This window comes from Pseudoalteromonas issachenkonii (assembly GCF_002310795.1).
Lineage (GTDB): Bacteria > Pseudomonadota > Gammaproteobacteria > Enterobacterales > Alteromonadaceae > Pseudoalteromonas > Pseudoalteromonas tetraodonis.
This window is the reverse complement of sequence record NZ_CP011030.1, coordinates 74,444-96,804: the sequence shown is the minus strand read 5'-3', so window position 1 is coordinate 96,804 and position 22,361 is coordinate 74,444. Positions and strand designations below refer to the sequence as shown.

The window sequence follows — 22,361 nt, the reverse complement described above, 5'->3', positions numbered from 1 at the left end:
ACTAACTTAAGCGAGAAATTAACCATTGGCGCACAGCTTGTAACTCTTGTGTACAAACCTGATGCCCCATAGGGTATTCTTGCCAACTCACATCCATGTTATGCGTTGATAATACTTCAAACGCACTTCTACCCGCGCTATGCGGTACAACGTCATCTTGGCTCCCATGAGCCATAAATATATTTAGCTGTGTTTGCTTTGCTTCATCAGCCAATTTATGTGGCACACACATATAGGTTGACAGCGCCATAACGCCAGCAAGCTTTTGCTCTAAACGCGGGGCTAAATGTAGCGATATGACGCCACCTTGTGAAAATCCCGCTAAAATAATTTTGTTCGCCGGTATGCCGTTAGCAATTTCTTGCGTTATTAATTGCTCAACTTTTGCTGCAGACTCCCTAACCCCTAGTTCATCTGCACGTTTGTCTAAATCCATCGATTTAATGTCATACCATGAGCGCATTTGCATACCGCCGTTGATAGTAACGGCCTGCATTGGCGCATGCGGAAAGATAAAACGCACACCTAATTCACTGGGTAAATCGAGCTGCGGCGCTACTGGGGCAAAACCATCACCTGAATCACCCAAACCATGTAGCCAAATAACCGTGGCTTTATGCGTCCCCTGAGCTGGGTATTGAACAAACTCTAAACTCATAGCGATGATTGCCACTTAATTTCTTGACCCGCTTGACGTGTTGACGCTTCATTGATGAAACTCCAAAACTCTGCGCCTGAGCGGTTATCAATCCATTGACCATCACGCATTTCAAAATGGTGACCGTTAAATTTTGTTGCCACCCACACTTGATGCAAAGGTGCTTGCTTATTAATCACAATTTTACTGCGATCTGGAAAAATAATTTCTAAAATACCTTGAGCCGATTCATAATCTAAATCTGCTTCACAATCATCAACTTGTTCTTCAATTGTGAACATAAGAGCTTCTGCTAACTGGTGATATTCGTGATCAGTCATCGTTAATTTCCTTTGCAGGCAAGACGCCTAAATAATGGGTGCATGTTTGTACAGCTAGTGTAACAGGAATAAAATCATCCGCGAATAGCTGCATTTTTTAGATATTCTGTTACTCTGCGATTATAAAGCCAGCAACCGTATTAATCTAATGAAAGCGACATATACCTTACAATTAAAACAACTATTAATCAGCACCGTTTTGTTGTGTGCGTTAGCTGGCTGTGGTCAAAGCGGCCCGCTGTACTTACCAGAGCAGCCTACTGAACAAAATCAGCCAACAGACACCCCCAACAAGCAAACACCTATTGAGCAAAAACAGGAGCAGTAAATGGATTTTTTTAATTATAAAAACAACCAACTATTTGCTGAAGATGTCAGCGTAGCAACGATTGCACAGCACTATGGTACACCGTGTTATGTGTATTCAAGAGCGACGTTTGAACGCCATTATTTAGCGTTTGCCAATGCAGCTCAAGATCATAAAAGCCTAGTGTGCTACGCCGTTAAAGCAAATTCAAATATTGCAGTATTAAATATACTGGCGCGACTTGGTGCGGGTTTTGACATTGTTTCAAAAGGCGAGCTCGCGCGGGTCATCAAAGCGGGAGGCGCAGCCAATAAAGTGGTGTTTTCTGGGGTTGCTAAAACCGCTGACGAAATTGCTTATGCGTTAGAATTAGGTATTAAATGTTTTAACGTTGAATCAATCTCAGAGCTTGAGCGCATTTCAGAAGTAGCGTGTGAGCTTAATCTGGACGCGCCAATTTCTATTCGTGTTAACCCTGATATTGATGCTAAAACACACCCGTATATTTCTACTGGCCTAAAAGAAAACAAATTTGGCATTGGTATCGAAACCGCGTTAAGTGTGTACCAACATGCTGCGTCGTTACCTGGCTTAAATATAGTTGGGGTTGATTGTCACATTGGCTCACAGCTGACACAAACCAAACCGTTTTTAGAGGCGCTTGATAAACTACTGGCATTAATTGATGAGTTAAAAAATGCAGGTATTGAGTTAAGCCATTTAGATATTGGTGGAGGCCTTGGCGTAACCTACAACGACGAACAGCCTCCCCACCCGAGTGAGTATGCAGCACAAGTAACACAGCGCCTTACTAATTATCGCCACCTTGAACTGATTTTTGAACCAGGGCGAGCTATTGCCGCTAACGCTGGGATTTTAGTGACTCAGGTTGAGTTTATTAAGCAAAATCAAGACAAGTACTTTGCGATTGTTGATGCGGGTATGAATGACATGTTGCGCCCATCACTTTATCAAGCGTGGCAAAAAATTATTCCTGTCTCGGTGCGTGATGACGAAACACCTACCCACAACTATGATGTGGTTGGGCCGGTGTGTGAAACCGGTGACTTTTTAGGTAAAGACCGCCCTCTAGCACTCAAGCAAGGTGACTTGTTAGTGCAGCGTAGCGCTGGAGCGTACGGCTTTACAATGAGTTCAAATTATAACTCACGCCCACGGGTTGCCGAAATAATGGTAGATGGTGAGCAACATCATCTTATTCGCGAACGCGAAACCATCGAGAGCCTGTACCAAGGTGAGAAAATTTTACCATAAACGTTTTTGCCAACTAGCTGCTCTGTGGCATGATTAGCGCAGAGCAAAACCGAATTAGAGCGCTATGTTAGTTAATTTTTCCAAAATGCACGGCTTAGGTAACGACTTTGTTGTGATTGATAATATTACACAAAACGTTTTTTTATCCCGTGATCAAATCAAAAAGCTGGCCGATCGCCATTTCGGCATTGGGTTTGACCAATTACTGATGGTTGAAGCCCCTTACTCACCCGATCTCGATTTTCACTATCGGATTTTTAATGCCGACGGCCACGAAGTAGAACAATGTGGTAACGGCGCCCGTTGCTTTGCCCGCTTTGTGCGCATGAAAGGCTTAACCAATAAACATAAAATTAGCGTTTCAACTAAATCGGGTAACCTCACCCTGTATATTGAAAAAGACGGCCAAGTAACGGTTAACATGGGACACCCTAATTTTGAGCCGAGTAAAATCCCGCTCAAAGCAACCAAACGTGAGCTGACTTATATTATTCGTGCAGAAGAACATACCGTTTTTAGTGGTGCTGTTTCTATGGGTAACCCGCATTGCGTCATGGAAGTAGACGACATTGAAACGGCACAAGTGAGTACCCTTGGCCCGTTGCTTGAAAATCATGAACGTTTTCCACAGCGCGCAAATATTGGCTTTATGCAGGTTATTTCTCAAGAACACATTAAACTCAGAGTGTGGGAACGTGGTGTAAGCGAAACACTTGCTTGTGGTACCGGTGCGTGTGCCGCTATGGTGATTGGCTTTATTCAAAACAAGCTCACCAGCACAGTGCAAGTTGATTTACCAGGCGGTAGCTTACAAGTTCGCTGGAGTGGCGAAGGCCACCCAGTGCGTATGACAGGCCCCGCTGAACATGTATTTGATGGGCAAGTTGCACTATGAGTGAATTAACTAAACAGCAAGTAATAGATTACTTACAACAGCACCCTGATTTTTTAATAAATCAACCTGCGCTATTAGCGCAACTTGAGTTACAACAGCAAGTTCAGGGTGCGACTTCGTTAGTACATATTCAGCAACGTCAACTACGTGAACATAATACTCAGTTAAAACATCAAATCGAGACGATGACCAAGCATGCCACGCAAAATGAACTCGTGTACCGCTTGTTCAGTCAATGCCATCGTCAGCTTTGGAGCAATTACGACTTTAATACTTTGGCAAGTAACTTACGCAACATTATTTGCATGAGCCCGACTATTAATGAGTGCAAACTCGTAAGATACGACAGCGCGTTTGAGGGCTTAGTAAAGCATAGATTGTCAGATAGTAATCATTATTTAGGGCGGGTAAATCAGCAAGAGCGCGACTTACTCTTTAACGATGATACCCAATCGACCGCCCTGTATTTAATTGGCGAACCGAGTAACCCCTACGCAATTTTGGCTTTTGGCAGCCACGATGAGAACCACTTTGAGCCCTCACAAGATAACTTATTTGTGTTAGATTTTGTACGCTCATTACAAATACGGTTACTGGAACTGGCATGAGCGACGACACGCCAAATATTAGCGACTTAAGCGATAGCTGGCGTACACCCATTACATTATTTAGTGATTACTTAAAATTTGAACGCCAGTATTCAGCGCACACCGTCAATCAATATGTTAGCCAATTAGGTTTTGCCGCCTTGTATTTTAATAAGCTATGCGACAATTGGTTTGCCGTACAAAGTGAGCACATTCGCCGTTACAGCATGGCGCTGCGCGCTAAGCAACTGAGCGGCAGAACAATCAGCTTAAAGCTAAGCTGCATTCGAAGTTTATATAAGTTTTTAAAAGCAAAAAATATTACTGAGCAACCGCATTACCATAACCCCGCGCAAGGGATAAAAGGCCCTAAATTTGCCAAGCCTTTACCTAAAAATCTTGATGTTGACCAAATGGCACGTTTACTCGAAATCCCCGATGACGATCCACTTGCCATTCGAGATAAAGCCATGATGGAACTCATGTATTCATCAGGTCTGCGCATTAGCGAGTTAGTTGGTGCTAACATGCAGGATATAAACGCCCGTAATGGTGAAATACTGGTACGTGGTAAAGGTGCAAAAGAACGGCTAATACCGGTTGGCTCTAAGGCCCTTGAGGCATTAAAGAAATGGCTCGCGGTTCGGCCGCTATTTATGGGCGCAGACGAACACGCGGTATTTTTAAGTAGTAAAAAAAACCGTATCTCTGTGCGCCAAGTCCGTTTGCGAATGCAAGAATGGGGCATTAAACAAGGTATAAGCTCACAAGTGCATCCGCATAAATTACGCCACTCATTTGCGTCGCATATTTTAGAATCGTCTGGCGATTTACGAGCAGTACAGGAGTTATTAGGCCATAGTAGTTTATCTGCAACCCAAGTTTATACTCATTTAGATTTTCAGCACTTGGCTAAGGTGTACGACAACACCCATCCACGTGCTAAAAAACGAACCGATTAGGGTAATAACCATGATCCGATTTAATCGCGCAATTTCTCCTTTTTCTGTACTAAGCTTTGACTTAGACGACACCTTATACGACAACCGCCCAATCATAACCGCAGCCGTTCAGGCGCAAATTGATTATTTAAATGCGCTGCCAGGCTATAAAAAACAGGGGCCACAGTTTTGGCAACAATGCCGTGAGCGAGTTGTTCAACACCAACCTGAACTCATTGATAACGTCACTCAGTGGCGTAAACATACCCTACGCTTAGTTTTGTCTGAGCTTGGTTTTAAAGACGATGAAGTAGAGCATCATGCACACAGTGCTTATCAAGCATTTGCTGATGCGCGCAGTAATATTGAAGTGAGCGAAGACGTACTAACATTGCTCGATAAACTAAGCCAGCACTACAAATTAATTGCCATTACTAACGGTAATGTAGAGGTTGAGCGTTTTAATTTAAAAGATAAGTTTGAACTGGTGCTGCAAGCTGGCTTGCACGGTAAAGCTAAACCACATACGACCTTATTTGATCAAGCTGCAACACATTTGCGTATTAACAACAGTGAAATTTTACACATAGGTGACAGCCTTGATAGCGATGTGCAAGGTGCTAATAACGCTGGCTGCCAGTCTGTGTGGTTAAATAATCAAGCACAAGCCTATGCCTACAAAGGACTTGCTGATATTGAAATAACCAACATTCATGCGTTAACCCATTTAATTGGTAAATAAACTATGCTTGTTTTATTGGCTCAATTGAATATAAATCAATCATAAGATAGGTTAGGGGTAATTACTTAACAATATCTTATAATAACAAGGACAGCGTATGACGCTCACAAACTACTTAACAACGCTCGCGAATGAGCCTAAAAGCATTGGTTTTGCTGATACTATGGCCGTTATTGATGAGCATTATACTTTTACAGCGTGCAGTTTTAGTAACCATGGGTTATTGAGCTCTGCGAGTGAAAATAACGGTTCATGCAAAATTTTTGCGTTTGCTAAGCTCAATGGTCTTAGTAAGCAAAATACATTAGATTGTTTTGGGGCATTTTATCGCGAAGACGTACTAAACAACCCAGATGCAGACGATCACATGAATATTCGCACCTTTATGTTAGCGCCTGAAGCCACCCCATTTTTAGGTATTACCTTTGATGGTACGCCATTAACAGCAAAAAAATAACGCTCCAATCAGCGTTATTTAGCCACTATTAGCGGTTTTTCCATAAAGTAACGAGTGCCATTAAGTGGGTAATTATCAAGTTGATATTTAACTTGGTAACCCCGTTTTTCATAAAAAGGCTTGGCTTGAAAGTCTAAGGTGTCAAGCTGAGCCTGAACGGCACCCATTTCAATTGCTGCATTTTCAAGTGATGTTAATAACGAATCAGCCAAGCCATTGCCTCGTGCAGATTCATCGCACCATAACCAGCTTATTAGCAACCAGTTACCAAACACATGACCGCTTATGCCTGCAACTAACTCACCTTGTTTATCGAGATATTTAAAGCCAAGAGGTTGACGCTGTGCGTCGAAGTGCTGAGCATTAAACTCAAGCATGTGCGCGCGCAGTGCTTGATTTAATTGCTCAGAATTATCGGGATGTAATAGGTACATTGGATGATTCCAAATAGACCTATATTAGCAAATACCTGATATTAAAACAGGTTGTTTTGCCCAAAGGGCACTTCGAGCATATTACTGGAAATTTTTTCTGGTTGACCACACATTTCATCATAAGCACTGGTGTGCCTTAGCATCATTTGTGCATAGGCGATATCTTCAAAGCGTTTTTGAATATGTAATGGGCTTAGTGCCTTCACAAATTCACCATTACTTTCTTGTACATAGTATTCAACATTATTAATGACAACAGACACTTGGTACAAGGCCATTTCCAGTGAATGAACAACCACTTTTTGTAATGGCTGATGCTTTTTTAGTTCTGAAAATTGAATACCCATAGTAACCTACCTACTGTTAAATTAACTGTCCAAGTAATCAATACGCAGCTTTGCTATAATCGCGATCAATATTTTTTAATTACACGGCATTATGGATACAAAAATTCGACTCGCTAAATACATTGCTCATGCCGGTATTTGCTCACGAAAACAAGCGTCGCGCTTGATTGATGAAGGCGTTGTCATCGTTAATAATCGCCCCGCTAATCATATTGATCATGTGGACGAAAACGACCGTGTTATCGTTAATGGTCACGCCATTAAAGGCCCAGCCGATTTAGTGTACTTTGCCTATCACAAACCGGTAGGGATTGACTGTAAACTCAATCATCACGACCCCAGCAGCCTTATTCATCACCTGCCTCAACTTACCCGTGTTTACCCTATTGGCCGCCTTGATAAAGATTCTCGTGGTTTAATTATCTTGACCAACGACGGAGACTTTTGTAATCAACTGATTCATCCAGACTTTCATCAACCTAAACGCTACTTAGTCACTGTGAATAAACCATTAGACGCGCATTTTTGTGAAAAAATGGCGGCAGGCGTCCCCGTTGATAAGCAAATAACACGACCTTGTGAAGTAGTTAAAATAGCGAGTAATCAATTTAGTATTGTTTTAAAACAAGGGCTCAACAGGCAAATACGTAAAATGGCGCATTACTGTGGCTACACAGTCATTGATTTATACCGCGTACAGATCAGTGAATTACTATTAGATAATTTAAACCTCCCAGAAAACCACTTTATAAAAATTAACAAAAACGATATTTTAAGCCAATAAGCTCACACTAATTCCCTCCCTTTAGCGTGATTAAAAAACAAAAAATAAACTTGCAAAAATAGATTACAGGTGTAGTCTTAAATAAAAGATTACACTTGTAGGCAATAAAATGATCGAATTATCAAAAGCAGAATTTGAAGTGCTGGATGCACTCTGGATTAACTACCCCGCCACAGCCAGCCAAATTATTGAGCGTTTAAGTGACGATAAACAATGGCACGAAAAAACCATTAAAACCTTATTGGGTCGTTTAGTAAAAAAAGGCGCGCTTAGCTTTGAAAAAGACGGCCGCCAATATATTTACACCCCCTGTATAAAGCGTGCTGATTATACTTTAAAAGAGAGTAAGAACTTCATAGAGCGCTTTTTTAGTGGTCGTATTGCCCCTTTGGTAAGTGGCTTCGCTAAATCGGAGCAACTCTCTCAGCAAGATATAAACGAGCTTAAAAAAGTCATTGATGACTGGGAAAAGAATCAAAAGTAAGGAGTGAGCATGGCGATTCAAATAGGATTTAATTGGCTCATTGAGCAGCAGCTATTATTAAGTCTGTTGTTTGCAGGGTTTGTTTTACTGGAGCGCTTTGGCTTAAAAACCCTTGGTTCACGCTTTGTGTATAAATTAGCTTGGTTAATACCTGTATCAGTTCTGTTGGCTAATTTACCTAGTGCAATTAAGCCACTGCAAAATAGCGGCATTAGTTACCATTTAATTACGCCTAATCAGGTACTTACAAACGGTTTAAGTGTTAGTTGGGCGCCACTGTATGTCATTATTACCACGGTCTTATTAATTGCCGCTGTTGTTACCCATACCCGATTTGTTAAAGGCCTACAGCTCACTGAATTAGCGAACTTTAAGCAGGTAATAACCGGAGTAAAAACTTATACCAGTGCTCAGGTGGCTACGCCCATGGTCATTGGTGTTTTTAATAGCAAACTGGTATTGCCGCACAATTATAATACTCAGTTTGATAATACTACTCTGGCGCTTATTCTAGAGCACGAAAACGTGCATATAAAGCGCAAAGACAACCTTATAAATGTGCTGCTATTACTGGCTACAATTTTATTGTGGTTTAACCCTCTGGCTTGGATGGCTTACGCAAGCTGTAGACGTTTGCAGGAGCTAACTTGTGATGAACGGGTACTAAGCAATAAAACCACACAGCAACAAATTTTATACAGCAAAGCCTTAATAAACTGCGCTGCCAATGCGCCAGCGGGTCTGATGGCTTATTCACACTACGGAGATAAAAAAACCATGTTACAACGACTTACTAATATCAAACATAACGGCGCACATTCGCGCCTAGCAAAAGGAAGCGTGTTACTTATCGCTGCGAGCTTGCTCAGTGGCTTAGCAGTAGCAAAGCAACCTGAAGCATCAGCTAAAAAAGAAACATCTATCGCTCCCGTAATGCGAATCGAACCGCTTTACCCAAAACAAGCGGCGGAACAAGGCATTAGCGGTTCGGTGGTATTAAAATACGACATAACCCCAGCAGGCAAAACAGCTAACATTACTGTTGTAAAAGCTGAACCAGAAGCAGTCTTTAACAAAGAAGCAAAAAGAGCACTGATGCAATGGCAATATACACCTTCATCAATGGGACAACAAAACGTACTAATACAACTTGATTTTGCACTCAACAGTACAGTTACAAAAAGTGATTTAATAGAGCGAGTTAACATATCGCATTAATGGGAATAAGTGTTTAAGACTATAAAGCAAGCACCCTTTTAGGCTGCTTGCTTTGTGGTTTTTGCTTATTCTCGTTATAAACTGACGGCGATCATGCCAATAGCGGTGCCTATTCCCACCAGCCAAGTGATCGAGCGAATAATATCGAGGTTTAAATAATAAAAAGTACAAAATAAAATACGCGCTACAATATGCGTCATCGCTAAAGTTTCGGTTACGGCATTAACATTGTTTGTGCCTAATACAGCAGCCAAAGCAACGGCAAAAACCGCTAACGATTCAAAACAGTTTTGATGAGCAGCCAGCGCCCGTGCTCCGAGTCCTGTAAGTTGTGTTTGTTGTTGCCGCGGATGTTTATTATCGTAACCACCGAGCTTATTCATTTCTATAATAGCTGGGATTCTCGCAACATAAGGCATGATCACTGCAATTAAGGCGCAAACCAATAAAATCGTCATTATAATTCTCGAGTTATTATTTATGACCCAAAATAACACAGCAAATAGAAAAAAGCCGCCAAATATAAATAACCTGAGCTCTGGCGGCTAGCAGTAACATCCCTCACACTATAGCCGATTTAAGCAGTGCGTCACTGTGGCAAATTGTCGCAGGTGATGAATATTCATTATGCCTTTTTGATGGTCGCTTTAATGCCAGAGTACTGCTAAATTAGCTCTCCACTTTTTTGTATGTTATTTAAGATGATTTGGATTTTACTCACTATTTTTGCCGCATTTATGCAGTCATGGCGTAATGCGCTGCAAAGCAAATTAAGCGCTCATGTCAGCGTTGCTGGCGTTACTCTAGCCCGCTTTATTGTCGCAAGCCCTATTGCAGGGCTGTATTTATATGCGCTTTATTATTACCAAGATGCGCCTCTCCCTTCATTTAATCCTTTATTTATTAGCTATATTATTGGAGCCAGCATAGTGCAAATTATTGCCACAGGGCTCATGGTGAAGTTGTTTAAAATGAACAATTTTGCAGTAGGCGCCGGCCTTGCTAAAAGCGAAGCGCTAATGGCGGCGATATTAGGGTTACTATTTTTTGGTTCGGCGCTTTCATTTTTAGGTTGGATTGGTGTATTTATTGGCGCACTTGCTGTATTGCTATTAAGCGGCATTGCGAATGTGAAACATTTTAGCTTAAAAACCGCCTTAACAGGGCTTGCTTGCGGTACTTCGTTTGCGTTGTCATCGTCATGGATCCGCGAAGCGAGTTTAAGCTCGGGTATTGCTTTTCCTTATGCACCCGCGTGGGTTTTGTTACTGATTATTAGCTTACAAACATTGATGTTATGTATATACATTGCTTTAAAAGAGCGCCATACCTTTAAAATGATGTATCAATATAAGAAAATGACAAGTGCAGTGAGTGTATTTAGCTGCTTAGGTTCCGTCGGCTGGTTTAGTGCCATGAGCTTACAGCATGTCGCCTATGTAAAAACGCTCGGTCAAATAGAAGTATTTTTTACCATGTTAATCTCTATTTTATGGCTAAAGCAGCCGCTAAAGCGCCAAGACAGTGCGGGGCTAGTGCTGATTGCAGTGGCTGCCATATTGGTTATGCTGCCAAGTAGTTAAAAAAAGCGCAGGTATAAATCTGCGCTTGTTTTTTAATCTAACAATTAATGACTAATTTTTAAGGTGATGACACCACAAATAATCATTAATACACCAGCAATACGGCCAAAAGTGGCTGCATCACCATAAAATAATATACCAACTAAAAACGTACCTGCTGCGCCAATCCCCGTCCATACCGCATAAGAAGTCCCCATAGAGATTTGCTTTTGCGCTAACCAAAGCATAAAGCCACTTGCGACCATAAACGCGATTGCAATTGCAATGCCTTGCCAACGGGTATCTGGGTTTTGTGAAACTTTTAGGCCTATTGGCCAACCAATTTCAAGTAACCCTGCAATTATTAAGTACATCCACGCCATTAAACATCTCTCTTTTTCAATATCACTTCATATAAATCACTGCGGCGGTCTTTTAAGTTTCGCACGGTACCTTCACTATGAAGTATTTTTAACTTGTCCATATCTAAGTCGCTAAATAATAACATTTCGGTATTGGTGGTGGCCTCATTTAGTGTGGCATCGTGTGGAAATGAAAAGTCAGACGGTGTAAGAACAGCAGATTGCGAATACTGCACATCTAAACTTTCTACTTCAGGTAAATTACCCACCGAACCTGCGATAACCACATAACATTCGTTTTCAATAGCGCGCGCTTGCGCACAGTGGCGAACACGTAAATAACTATTTTTGGTGTCGGTCCAAAATGGCACAAATAAAATATCAAGACCTTGGGTTGCTAAAATACGCGACAACTCTGGAAACTCTACATCGTAACAAATTTGAATCCCTACGCGACCGGCATCGGTTTCAAATACCGCTATTTTATCACCGCCTTGAATCACCCAATCATTATGTTCATGCGGGGTAATATGAATTTTACGTTGCTCATCTATTTTACCACTGCGATGACACAGGTAACTCACGTTATAGATTTTATCACCCTCGGCAAGCGGCATAGAGCCGGTGATAATATTCGCGTTGTATTCAATTGCCATGCGCGACATCGCATTTTTAAAAGTTTCAGTGTATTCAGCTAAATAACGAATGGCTTCGGTTTGATTACTTTGCTCAGTTAACCCCATCAGTGGCGCGTTAAAGAACTCCGGAAATAAAATAAAGTCGCTTTTATAGTCAGATACCGTATCAACAAAATATTCAACTTGCTTTAGCATTTCTTCAACCGACTCAACACAGCGCATTTGCCACTGCACAGCCCCTACACGTACGATTGATTTAGTCGACTCAATAACGGTATCGGTTGGCTCAAACATAATGTTATTCCACTCAAGTAACGTGGCATAACCTACTGATTCTTGATCCTCTGGAAGGTACTTTTTAAGTAAACGCTTTACCTGAAAATCGTTAGCTAATTGAAAGCTCAATATTGGATCGTATATCTCTTTTTGATCCACCTTGGCAATGTATTCCATTGGCGTCATATCGTCGCTGTGATTGTAATAACGCGGAATGCGGCCACCCGCTAAAATAGCGCGTAAGTTATATTGGCGACATAATTCTTTACGGGCATCATAAAGACGACGCCCTAAACGCATGCCTCGGTACTGCTCACTAATAGCAACATCTAAACCATATAGCGCGTCACCGGTGGTATCACTAAATACACGGTCATGGCCATCAGCAATATCTTCATAGGTGTGCGGGTTTGAAAAACGTGCATAATCCACTTGTACACTCAGCGCTAACCCCACCAGCACGCCATCATCAACAATACCAATTTGCCCTTCAGGGAACTGATCTATAAGTCTAAAAATTGTATGGCTTGGCCATGCGCCGCCTAAATCAGGGTACGCTTCGTCCATCAAGGTTTTAATTTGTGGGTATTGTTCTCTGCTTAAGTTACAAATTTCAAGATGGGTTTTTTCTGCCGACATATACAACTCCTTTAGGCACGTAAAAATCAAAAAAGCTGAACAAATGCTCAGCTTAATTAGGTTTATGCGTTATGGTTCGCGCTAGGCGCTACTTTAAACTGCGATAAAAAAGGGTGGTTACACGCTCTTTTGGTAACCAGTTTGCATATTCAAGGCCAAGTTCTGATAATGGATCGGCTTTGAGGACTTGCTCTAAACTGGCATCGTTTTGCATAGCATTAAGCATAACATCTTTCGCTTTTTGTACCAGCTTACGATACGTCATTAGCCCTGAACGGTCGCTTATCGGGCCATGCCCTGGAATAACGGTTGTTTTTTCATCAATTTGTTTGATCACATCATCAACCGCCGCTAAAACACCATCAACACTACCGCCACTATCTACATCAACAAAAGGTAAGCTTCCAAAGTTAAAATATATATCGCCCATGTGCACTATGTTGTCGTTACTAAAAAAGATAACCGAGTCGCCATCTGTGTGTGCATTTGAGTAGTGCACAACATGCGCATGCTCATTGTTAAAGTGCAGTTTTAAATCATGGCCAAAACTAATACGCGGTAAGTAATCAGAACCCTCACCATGTTTTTCTTTTAAGCGTTTGTGTACATTGTCGTGAGCAATCACATGTGCGCCCGCTTTGGCAAAGTTCTCGTTACCCCCAGTATGGTCGCCATGATGATGGGTATTAATTACAAACTCGGCACTGCCTGGCTTTAAGTCGCTAATGGTTTTTTTTATATCGTCGGAAAGCTTGGCAAACTGATCGTCAATAATATAAATGCCATCATCCCCCACGCTTGCGGCAATGTTACCGCCTTGACCAAATAACACGTAAACATGTTCACTTAATTGTGTAGCCGTAACAGGGTTTTCATCCGCAAATGCATGATTGCTTAACAGTAAACTGGTGATTAATGCCGGTAGTAATTTTTTCATTTTTGTTTTCCTATAATTGCTTTATCTGGGTTATAAAACGTTATTACTACTTATTTAGCTCACTTTGCATCCAAGGCTAGTCGTTCATTGGTGCAATTTCAATTTGATGCATTAATGCTTGCGGTAATAATGGCGTGTGCTTACCTTTTACATATTCATCAAAGCCAGCTCGATAAAACTCAGAAAGTGGGTGGCCTGATTGCCCACCCGGAATCGTTAAAATAGCATTCTTTAAGTGCCCAGGCTGAACAATAAAACGCTGTGATGCGCCAAAACTACGTTTTTGCACCGCTGGCATATAACTGTCACCAAACCCGGGCGCTGTTGGCATGTTAAGTAACTTACTTAGTATGGGCATTTGTTTAGCAAACGGGTGCTCAATCGCTAATTCGTTTACTTTTCCCCACTGCCAGTTTTGTATGTTACTACCAAACCTTGATGTTAACTGCGTGAGTGTTTGCTCAAATGCGCCCTGTAATTGCTGCTCCCAATTAGTAAACTGCGGATTAACCCAACTTGTTGGCTGAGCCTTTATTAACTGCCAAACAGCAGGCTCTAAATCACGTTTCACATATTTTAATGTGCCATCTTGCTGGTTGAGTGTTGTCTCAATACTGCTAAATAAAATATTAATCAGTTCATCACGATACGTCTTTACTAAGGTATACCCTATTGATTGCGGGCAAGCGCATTGCTGCCAGTTTTCGAGGGCATTTATATGATCTTTATAGCGCGTGGGCTGCTTTTTTAACTGCTCAAGCAATAAGGCATGCCAAGGCATTAAAAATCGTGCTTGGTTATCTAACTGCAACTGATAAAAATCACTTTCATTAAAGCGTTGTTTTTCAAATAACCTATCGCGAATTTGCGTTGCACGGGCTCCAAGCGCATAGCCGCCATTACCAAAACGGACGTTATCATCAGCAGATACCACTCGAGAATTACCTGTCCACAATCGCCCGTTTTCAGGATTTTTAATAAAAGGTCGATCGATTTCGTTTTGCTGCCAAAGCGCGGAGTAATCTTCTTCTTTCACGGCTAATTCACTAGGTGTTGTTCGCGCAGGTATGCCGCCCATATTTTTCCATGCTGCATTTCCTTGGTCATCGACCACCAGCAGGTTTTGCACAGGAATACCTACGTCACTTGCAATATCAAGCGCATCATCAACACTCTGTGCTTGCTCAAGCTGTAATAGCTGCATATTAACGGCGTATGGTTGATGTGCAGCCCAGCTCAGTGCGTAAGGCTTTTCATTAATGTATTTTACCGGACCGTATTCACTGAGCGTAAGAGAGTAACTTTCTACTTTGCCACTGGGTAATGCAATAGGCTCATCTACTTGCCACATTTTGCTATCGCTATTAAGCGCAATCCAATCGGCGGTATCTAAATACCCGTTGGTAAACCCCCATGCAACGTTGTTATTTGTGCCTACTACAATCGCCGGCGCTCCCGGAAGCGAGACACCCGTTACCTGCATGGGTTTATTATTTAATGAATAGTTTAATTGGGCTCGATACCAAATAACCGGCACAGCCATTGATAAATGCATATCATCAGAGAGCATCGCAGCCTGAGTGTTGGTTAAATTTGAGGTGACTGCCCAATTATTACTACCCACTTCTAAGTTAGCGGTAATGGGTTTAATCGCGGTGATTGGTTGCGATAAAAGTTCGGGGATTGGGTTATTCAAAAGAGCGAGCTGACTGCCATCCAATGCGGCTTGATATTGGCTAGGCTGCGTTAAAAAACTTACCATTTCGGCACCGTACTGCTGCTCTATTTGAATTAAAGCTTGGTCGCGCTCAAATGTAGATGACTGTAAATCAAGGTACATGCTAAAAATAACTAATAAACTGTCTTCACTTTGCCAAGGCTTTTGCTCAGCCCCCGTGAGTAAATATTCAAAACTTGGGTACCCTACTTGTGCAAGGCCTTCATTTACACCTTGGGCATAACTGCGTAGCAGCTGTTTGTCGGCCTTCGGGAGGGTTTTTAAAATAGCTTGGCTGCGTTTACGTAATTGGTGAAAACGCATTTTTTTATCAAGCCCAAGCGCGGCTTCACCAAATAGTTCGCTTAGCTCACCGGCCGCATTACGACGTAATAAATCCATTTGAAAAAAGCGGTCTTGCCCATGAGCATACCCTAAGCCATAGGCAGCGTCATGACGAGTAGTTGCAGTAATAACGGCTTGACCAAGCGTATCACGAGCGACTTTAACGGGCTGTGTTACCGCATCGCTTCGGCCTTTACCATCAAGGGCTGGCAAACTTAAGGTCAAAACGCCGTAAACAATTGCAGTACTGGCGAGCGCTAAAACCACAACAACCAATAGCAACCGTTTGATTACTTTAAACATAAATATACCCTTTAACTATTTCAATAAACTATTATTAGCATATATTCATAATCGTTCTATTAAAAACGCTACGAAAAGCGGGTAAAGGGTGAAATAAACATCAAAATCCACGATAATACACAGTTCATGTATTGTGCAGACCTAGTTGAGATCAAAATGACTGAAAAAACATTTATTAAAGGTAAAGACCGCGATTTAGAATCGTCTATCTCTACCATGCAAAACAAGCTAAAAGCGCTAAATATTAATATTGAAGAAGCGCTGTGGCTTAACCCTGTAGCAAACTGTTATTCAGTTCATATAAAAGATAGCGACTGCGGTGTGATGTTTACTAATGGTAAAGGTGCCACTGATAAAGCCTCTATTGCCTCTGCGCTAGGTGAATATTTTGAGCGTTTAAGCTGTAACTACTTTTTTGCTGATTTTTACTTAGGCGAAGAATTTGCCAATGATGACTTTACTCATTATCCAAACGAGAAATGGTTTAAAGTTGAAAACGATGAAATACCACAGGGTATTATGGATGAAAGCTTATGGGATTATTTTGACCCAGAGCGTGAATTAACCGCATCACACCTTTATGACTTTAACTCTGGCAATTTCGAACGTGGTATTTGTTCTGTACCGTACACTCGTCAGCGCGACAACCAAGACATTTACATTCCGGTGAATGTGATTGGTAATATTTTTGTTTCTAATGGTATGAGTGCCGGTAATACTAAATTTGAAGCCCGTGTTCAGGGATTATCTGAAGTATTTGAGCGCGCTATTAAAAACCGCATTATTGCCGAAGGTATCAGCTTGCCAATCGTGCCTGAAGAGGTGGTAAAACAATACCCTAAAATTCATGAAGCTTGTGAAGAGCTGCGTAGCCATGGCTTCCATTTACGCATTGCGGATGCATCACTAGGCGGTAAATACCCAGTAATGAGTGTCACGCTTATAAACCCTGTTGATGGGTCAGTATTTGCTTCTTTTGGTGCCCACCCTTCATTTGAAGTAGCGCTAGAGCGTACCGTTACTGAATTACTGCAAGGTCGTCGCCTAGATCAACTAGACGTATTCCAACCTGCTACATTTGATAACGACGAAGTCGCTACTCCTGAGAACATTGAACTGCACTTTATTGATTCAAGCGGTTTAATTTCACATGACTTTTTCCGCTCTGAAGCAGATTTTGAATTTGTACATTGGGACTTTAGTGGTTCAACTGAGCAAGAATACAACTTCTGTACTGATTTAATTCATAGCATGGGTCACGATATCTATATTATGGATTACACCCACTTAAACGTGTATGCATGTCGGATTTTAGTTCCTGGTATGTCAGACATTTATCCAGTAGATGAGTTAATTTGGCGCAACAATAATGAAGGCGCTAAATTCCGCGAAGACTTCTTATCGCTTGATCAGTACGATAGCGAACAATGGATGGAAATTTACGACAACCTCGAAGAAGCAGGCCATAGCGATATTATTCGCGCAGCTGAATTCATTGGCTTAGCAACCGACGCCGATACACCTTGGCACACACTACGCATTGGTGAGCTTAAAGCACATTTATGCTTAGCGGCGGGTAATGAAGAAGCCATTGACTGGGTTGATTGGATTTTGCATACCGGCCAAGTAAACGACGAAGCGATGCGTCACTTTCGTTGCTTAAAAGCAATCCTTGAAATTAAATATGATGACGAGCGCGAATATGCAAGTTATCAAGATGCATTAGGTTTAATGTTTGGTAGCGACAATGTCACGCTTGCTATTGAAATTGCTGAAGGTCGTAAATTATTTAACGGCTTAACTTTCCCAGGCTTATCGCTTGAGGGTTTTAAAAAGCATGCAGCACTTCTTGATGGTTACCGCAAATTACACGTTGCAAAGCAACAGCATTGGGCGCGCGAAGTTAGCGACTCATAACCACACCTAAACTACTAATTATAAAAATAAAATGGCGCATTTTTAACTGCGCCATTTTTATTTCTTCGATAAATTGACTATAGTTAGCCTGTCTTGATTAACAACTTAATTACATTCTATGTCCCCGCAGCGCAAAAACAAACGCACCCGAATTAATAACGCTAAGCTGACTTTTTTATTATCGCTGGTGTTGATAATCACTATCAGCTTGGTGCTTGATCACGTCAATTATCACCGTGAGAAAGATGCTTATCGATTACGCACTCTGTCGCAGGTAAGTACCTATAGAGCACAACTTGAAGCTGTATTAGTGTCTAATATTCAACTCATTCGTGGCTTAGCTATTGCTGTTGCCGCTGAGCCAAACTTAGATCAAACTCGCTTTGAACAAATTGCAGCCCCACTTTTTGAAACCTCAAATGAGCTACGTAACATTGGCGCGGCGCCAGACATGGTAATAAAAATGACCCATCCGCTTAAAGGTAACGAAAAAGCGATAGGTCTTAATTTTTTGGAAAATAAAGCACAGCGCGAAGATGCCATTAAAGCAAGAGACACGAATACGATCGTGATGGCAGGTCCACTTCAGCTTGTCCAAGGCAGCGAAGCCTTGATTGCGCGCGTACCAGTATACTTGCCAGAAAATAACGCCTTTTGGGGATTGCTCTCAGTGGTACTCGATATAGAAAAAGTTTATGAAAACTCGGGGATTATTGAACTACAGCAAAATTATAATATAGCAATACAAGGACGTAATGGATTAGGTAAGCAAGGTGAGTTTTTTTTCGGTGACCCCTCTATTACTGATCAAGACCCTCTAGAATTTACTTTAAACTTTCAAGGAGGTGTTTGGCAGCTTTATGTTATACCCAAGCAAGGCTGGCAACCAGTGAGTTCTTCGATCTGGCCTTTACGGTTCATTATTTTAACCGTGTTAGGCTTGCTCATTTCTGCCTTTTTGTTTTATCTAAAAATACTCAACCGTGAACAAGAAAGCGAAAGAATGCTTGAGGTGATGAGTAATTTAGCACAAGTCGGTGCATGGTCGTTTAACTTAGAAAAAAAACACGTGTTTTGGTCAGATATGACTAAAAAAATATTTGAATACCCATTAGATGAGCAACCAAAATGGTCAGAAAATTTAAACTATTTTAAAGAAGGTGAAAGTAGAGAAAAAATCGCTAAACTGGTTGAAAGAGCAATTAAGCATGGTGAAAGTTACGAAACTGAGCTTGAAGTGATCAATGCAAATGGTCAGCCTGTATGGGCACTTGTTCACGGTGAAGCTGAACATAAAAATGGCCGTTGTGTAAGAATATTTGGTTCATTACAAAATATTGATGCCCGTAAAAAAGTAGAATTAGAAAATCGCAAAATTGCTCGTTTTAACGAAACCTTGGCCTCCTTAACGGTGAGTGATGAAATATTAAATGGCAAACTAAGCCAATCTAAAGAATTAATCACGCAGTCTATTTGCCAAGCCCTTGAGGTAAACAGCGCCAGTATAAAATTGTTTAACCAACAAAGAACCCAGCTAATTCAATTTGCGTGTTTTAATCGTTCAGGTAGCGAAAATAATATTCCGTGGCTGCAAGAAACTATTCCTGAATTTTTTACCGCAATAGAACGAAAAGCGATATTTTGTGTTGATAATGCTCAACAACATCCCTACTTAGCCCCCATCAAAGAAAGCTACCTTCAACCGTTTTCAGTCAAGGCGATGCTGTGTGTTCTTATTCCTGCAAGCAGTGGCTCTATTGGAATAGTATGTGCTGAGCAAGATATAGTTAGAACATGGAGCCATAATGAAGAAAGCTTTTTAATTGCTGTAGGGGCTTTAATTGGCAGCCTTTACTCTAGCCAACAACGTATAGAAACAGAGGCACAACTAGTCAAGGCAAAAGAAGCCGCAGAACAAGCTGTAATTGCAAAAAAGTGAGTTTTTAGCCAGTATGAGCCATGAAATTCGCACACCCATGAATGGGGTGTTGGGAATGCTTAATATTGTTAAAGCAACCCAATTAGATCAACAACAAAAGCATCATATTAAACTTGCACAATCATCTGCAGAGTCATTGTTAGGAATTATTAATGATATTTTAGACTTTTCTAAAATAGAGGCTGGCAAGTTAGACATTGAAAATATTCAATTTAATTTACCTCGCTTACTGGGTGAAGTGGTTGAGTCATTTGCATTAAAAGCCGAGCAAAATAACACCACGTTAATTTTGGATGCAACACATATCACCAGCAGTGAATTTATTAGCGATCCGAATAGATTACGTCAAATTTTAAGTAACTTAATTGGTAATGCCGTTAAATTCACCCAAAACGGTGAAATATTGATAACCGCTAAAATTGCCCACACACTTGACGCCACAGTTTTAGAATGTGCAATCGCTGACTCAGGTATAGGAATCAGCGCAGAGAAACAGCCCCATTTATTTGACTCATTTACTCAAGCAGACACATCAACCACACGCCAATATGGTGGCACAGGCCTGGGTCTTGCTATTGTAAAGCAGCTGTGTGAGCTCATGGGTGGCAAAGTGAGTGTGAGTAGTACACCAAATGAAGGCAGTACATTTTCCTTTTTTATAAAGATAACCCCTCAATTAGTTCAACAGCACGAAGCATATCAAGCAATTAAAAATAAGCGTATTTGGGTTATTGATGATTGCTTACTCAATACCACTATTGCCAAAAAACAATTAACTCGCTGGGGGGGCAAGGTCAGCACGATCTGCGATTACCTGTCTATAAGTGCCTACATTAATAGCCATGAAGATACCCCACCAAACATTGTGCTCGTTGACAGTGCTTTATTTGAACCATTATACGAAGCTCAAGCACTCGCACTTAAGCAGTTTTTAACAAGAAGTAGCGGCCATTTAATTATTATGGCTCCCATGAGTTATACAAATAAAAACGCGACCTTACCATTAACCGAAGAAACCCTCGTATTTAAACCACTCACCCCTTTTGATTTACAAAATGCGCTGACTGCAAAAAGCACTATCGAGCAAACACACGTTGATACACAACTAAAGTTGCTTGCTGCCACTGAGGTTATGACAGATACACTCGCGGCGCATGTTTTATTAGTAGAAGATAATAAAATTAACCAAGTTGTTACCGCTGCTTTTTTAAAACAGTTGAACGTGACATTTGAGATTGCTGAAAATGGTGCTGAGGCAGTTGAAACGTTGAATCAAAACCCAGCTAACACTTATCAATTAATATTAATGGATTGCCAAATGCCTACGATGGATGGCTACCAAGCAACTATTGCCATCAGAGAAGGCAAAGCAGGCAAGGTAAATAAAAACATAACAATAATAGCGCTTACCGCAAACGCAATGCAGGGTGATAAAGACAAATGTTTGGCCACTGGTATGGATGACTATTTAACTAAACCCCTCAATGCCACAACTCTTCATTCTAAGCTCCAGCAATGGCTTACAAGCAAATAACAGTGTAAGCTAAAAATAGAATTTATTAGGTGAGATAAGGTATGCAATTGCAATTATCAATGGAGCAACAACGCGTTATTGGTTGTTTATTAGAAAAACAAAGCACAACACCTGAGCACTACCCTTTATCGTTAAATGCATTAACAAATGCCTGTAATCAAAAATCGAATCGCGCGCCAGTTGTTAATTATACAGAAGAGCAAGTTCAAACAACCGTTGATGAATTAATCAGTATGCGATTAGTCACTGTAAATGAAGGGCTGTCTGGGCGAGTTAATAAATACGATCATCGTTTTTGTAATACTGAGTTTAGTCACCTGCAATTTGATCAACAGCAAAGGGCGATTATTTGTTTATTATTATTGCGAGGCGCACAAACACCTGGCGAATTAAAAACACGCAGTAGCCGCCTTGCCGACTTTGCTCGTATTGATGATGTTGAAAAGTCACTTGAACAACTAATTCAAAGCAATCATGTTAAAAAGATGCCGCGCGAATCAGGTAAACGGGATTGTCGATATATTCATTTATTTGCAGATCAATCATCTGTGAACGAGGCTTCACTTGAGGCACAAACACACACTGATGATATAAAAAACACTGAGCTAAATGACTTACTTGCAGAAATTGATGAGCTAAAAGTCCAGCTTAAACAAATAAAAGCTCACTTAGGGCTTTAATTCATAAATATGAAATCACATAATAGTTGCTCTATGTAGAGCGTAAAAATTATTTAACTAAAG

The 22,361-nt window shown here is 41.1% G+C and carries 22 protein-coding genes and 1 pseudogene; 14 read left to right on the top strand and 9 right to left on the bottom strand.

Going from position 1 to position 22,361, the window contains the following annotated elements; all coding sequences use genetic code 11:
- Position 1: 1 nt before the first annotated feature.
- Together PISS_RS00500 and cyaY are read right to left on the bottom strand one after the other, a co-directional pair.
- Complete coding sequence (locus tag PISS_RS00500) at positions 2 to 658, bottom strand: alpha/beta hydrolase (protein WP_058153977.1); 657 nt, start codon at positions 656 to 658, stop codon at positions 2 to 4.
- Complete coding sequence (gene cyaY, locus PISS_RS00495) at positions 655 to 978, bottom strand: iron donor protein CyaY (protein ID WP_013463729.1); 324 nt, start codon at positions 976 to 978, stop codon at positions 655 to 657. The genes PISS_RS00500 and cyaY overlap by 4 nt, the downstream gene beginning before the upstream one ends.
- 148 nt (positions 979 to 1,126) lie before the next feature.
- On the opposite strand from cyaY, the gene lptM reads away from it, so the two are divergent.
- The 7 genes from lptM (at position 1,127) to PISS_RS00460 (ending at position 6,182) form a co-directional block, all read left to right on the top strand.
- Positions 1,127 to 1,306, top strand: a complete 180-nt coding sequence (gene lptM, locus PISS_RS00490) for an LPS translocon maturation chaperone LptM (RefSeq protein WP_013463728.1) — start codon at positions 1,127 to 1,129, stop codon at positions 1,304 to 1,306.
- Positions 1,307 to 2,560 carry a diaminopimelate decarboxylase gene (gene lysA, locus PISS_RS00485; RefSeq protein WP_013463727.1) on the top strand — a complete coding sequence of 418 codons (1,254 nt, stop codon included), beginning with the start codon at positions 1,307 to 1,309 and terminating at the stop codon, positions 2,558 to 2,560.
- Positions 2,561 to 2,624: 64 nt separating this feature from the next.
- Positions 2,625 to 3,455 carry a diaminopimelate epimerase gene (gene dapF / locus PISS_RS00480; protein WP_013463726.1) on the top strand — a complete coding sequence of 277 codons (831 nt, stop codon included), beginning with the start codon at positions 2,625 to 2,627 and terminating at the stop codon, positions 3,453 to 3,455.
- Positions 3,452 to 4,063 carry a DUF484 family protein gene (locus PISS_RS00475; RefSeq protein ID WP_028834868.1) on the top strand — a complete coding sequence of 204 codons (612 nt, stop codon included), beginning with the start codon at positions 3,452 to 3,454 and terminating at the stop codon, positions 4,061 to 4,063. The genes dapF and PISS_RS00475 overlap by 4 nt, the downstream gene beginning before the upstream one ends.
- Positions 4,060 to 5,004 (top strand): tyrosine recombinase XerC, encoded by a 945-nt coding sequence (locus PISS_RS00470; protein WP_013463724.1) that lies wholly within the window; start codon positions 4,060 to 4,062, stop codon positions 5,002 to 5,004. Before PISS_RS00475 ends, PISS_RS00470 begins: the two co-directional genes overlap by 4 nt.
- Positions 5,005 to 5,014: 10 nt before the next feature.
- Positions 5,015 to 5,725, top strand: a complete 711-nt coding sequence (locus tag PISS_RS00465) for an HAD-IA family hydrolase (RefSeq protein ID WP_013463723.1) — start codon at positions 5,015 to 5,017, stop codon at positions 5,723 to 5,725.
- A gap of 97 nt (positions 5,726 to 5,822) precedes the next feature.
- A complete protein-coding gene (locus PISS_RS00460; protein WP_033103666.1) occupies positions 5,823 to 6,182 on the top strand; it encodes a HopJ type III effector protein in 360 nt (119 codons plus the stop codon).
- Positions 6,183 to 6,196: 14 nt separating this feature from the next.
- Here PISS_RS00460 and PISS_RS00455 read toward each other — a convergent pair whose 3' ends face one another.
- Positions 6,197 to 6,616 carry a GNAT family N-acetyltransferase gene (locus tag PISS_RS00455; protein ID WP_033103665.1) on the bottom strand — a complete coding sequence of 140 codons (420 nt, stop codon included), beginning with the start codon at positions 6,614 to 6,616 and terminating at the stop codon, positions 6,197 to 6,199.
- A 41-nt stretch (positions 6,617 to 6,657) separates the two neighbouring features.
- Positions 6,658 to 6,963, bottom strand: coding sequence for a DUF6482 family protein (locus PISS_RS00450; protein ID WP_013463720.1), 306 nt, complete (start codon positions 6,961 to 6,963; stop codon positions 6,658 to 6,660).
- Positions 6,964 to 7,054: 91 nt separating this feature from the next.
- Between PISS_RS00450 and PISS_RS00445 the strand changes: the two genes are divergently transcribed.
- The 3 genes from PISS_RS00445 to PISS_RS00435 all read left to right on the top strand — a co-directional run bounded on the left by PISS_RS00445 (position 7,055) and on the right by PISS_RS00435 (position 9,449).
- Positions 7,055 to 7,747, top strand: coding sequence for a pseudouridine synthase (locus tag PISS_RS00445; protein ID WP_013463719.1), 693 nt, complete (start codon positions 7,055 to 7,057; stop codon positions 7,745 to 7,747).
- Between the two features lie 109 nt (positions 7,748 to 7,856).
- Positions 7,857 to 8,231, top strand: a complete 375-nt coding sequence (locus tag PISS_RS00440) for a BlaI/MecI/CopY family transcriptional regulator (protein ID WP_013463718.1) — start codon at positions 7,857 to 7,859, stop codon at positions 8,229 to 8,231.
- 9 nt (positions 8,232 to 8,240) lie between these two features.
- Positions 8,241 to 9,449: a M56 family metallopeptidase gene (locus PISS_RS00435; protein ID WP_058153976.1), complete on the top strand. Its 1,209-nt coding sequence runs from the start codon at positions 8,241 to 8,243 to the stop codon at positions 9,447 to 9,449.
- A 74-nt stretch (positions 9,450 to 9,523) separates the two neighbouring features.
- On the opposite strand, the gene PISS_RS00430 is transcribed toward PISS_RS00435, so the two are convergent.
- Positions 9,524 to 9,907, bottom strand: a complete 384-nt coding sequence (locus PISS_RS00430) for an MAPEG family protein (protein WP_013463715.1) — start codon at positions 9,905 to 9,907, stop codon at positions 9,524 to 9,526.
- 243 nt (positions 9,908 to 10,150) lie between these two features.
- Here PISS_RS00430 and PISS_RS00425 point away from each other — a divergent pair, with 243 nt between their 5' ends.
- Complete coding sequence (locus tag PISS_RS00425; RefSeq protein ID WP_013463714.1) at positions 10,151 to 11,032, top strand: DMT family transporter; 882 nt, start codon at positions 10,151 to 10,153, stop codon at positions 11,030 to 11,032.
- 44 nt (positions 11,033 to 11,076) lie between these two features.
- Here PISS_RS00425 and PISS_RS00420 read toward each other — a convergent pair whose 3' ends face one another.
- The 4 genes from PISS_RS00420 to PISS_RS00405 form a co-directional block, all read right to left on the bottom strand.
- Positions 11,077 to 11,394 (bottom strand): DMT family transporter, encoded by a 318-nt coding sequence (locus PISS_RS00420; RefSeq protein ID WP_058153975.1) that lies wholly within the window; start codon positions 11,392 to 11,394, stop codon positions 11,077 to 11,079.
- On the bottom strand, positions 11,394 to 12,926 hold the full coding sequence (locus tag PISS_RS00415; RefSeq protein ID WP_016900226.1) for a bifunctional GNAT family N-acetyltransferase/carbon-nitrogen hydrolase family protein: 1,533 nt from the start codon (positions 12,924 to 12,926) through the stop codon (positions 11,394 to 11,396). Before PISS_RS00415 ends, PISS_RS00420 begins: the two co-directional genes overlap by 1 nt.
- Positions 12,927 to 13,014: 88 nt before the next feature.
- A complete protein-coding gene (locus PISS_RS00410) occupies positions 13,015 to 13,863 on the bottom strand; it encodes an MBL fold metallo-hydrolase (protein WP_033103662.1) in 849 nt (282 codons plus the stop codon).
- A gap of 76 nt (positions 13,864 to 13,939) precedes the next feature.
- Positions 13,940 to 16,228, bottom strand: a complete 2,289-nt coding sequence (locus tag PISS_RS00405) for a penicillin acylase family protein (protein WP_058153974.1) — start codon at positions 16,226 to 16,228, stop codon at positions 13,940 to 13,942.
- Between the two features lie 156 nt (positions 16,229 to 16,384).
- Here PISS_RS00405 and ycaO point away from each other — a divergent pair, with 156 nt between their 5' ends.
- The 3 genes and pseudogenes from ycaO (at position 16,385) to PISS_RS00390 (ending at position 22,298) form a co-directional block, all read left to right on the top strand.
- Complete coding sequence (gene ycaO / locus PISS_RS00400) at positions 16,385 to 18,145, top strand: 30S ribosomal protein S12 methylthiotransferase accessory factor YcaO (RefSeq protein ID WP_013463710.1); 1,761 nt, start codon at positions 16,385 to 16,387, stop codon at positions 18,143 to 18,145.
- A gap of 118 nt (positions 18,146 to 18,263) precedes the next feature.
- Positions 18,264 to 21,618: pseudogene (locus PISS_RS00395) on the top strand (ATP-binding protein).
- Between the two features lie 47 nt (positions 21,619 to 21,665).
- Positions 21,666 to 22,298 carry a YceH family protein gene (locus PISS_RS00390; protein ID WP_175527479.1) on the top strand — a complete coding sequence of 211 codons (633 nt, stop codon included), beginning with the start codon at positions 21,666 to 21,668 and terminating at the stop codon, positions 22,296 to 22,298.
- Positions 22,299 to 22,361: the final 63 nt, after the last annotated feature.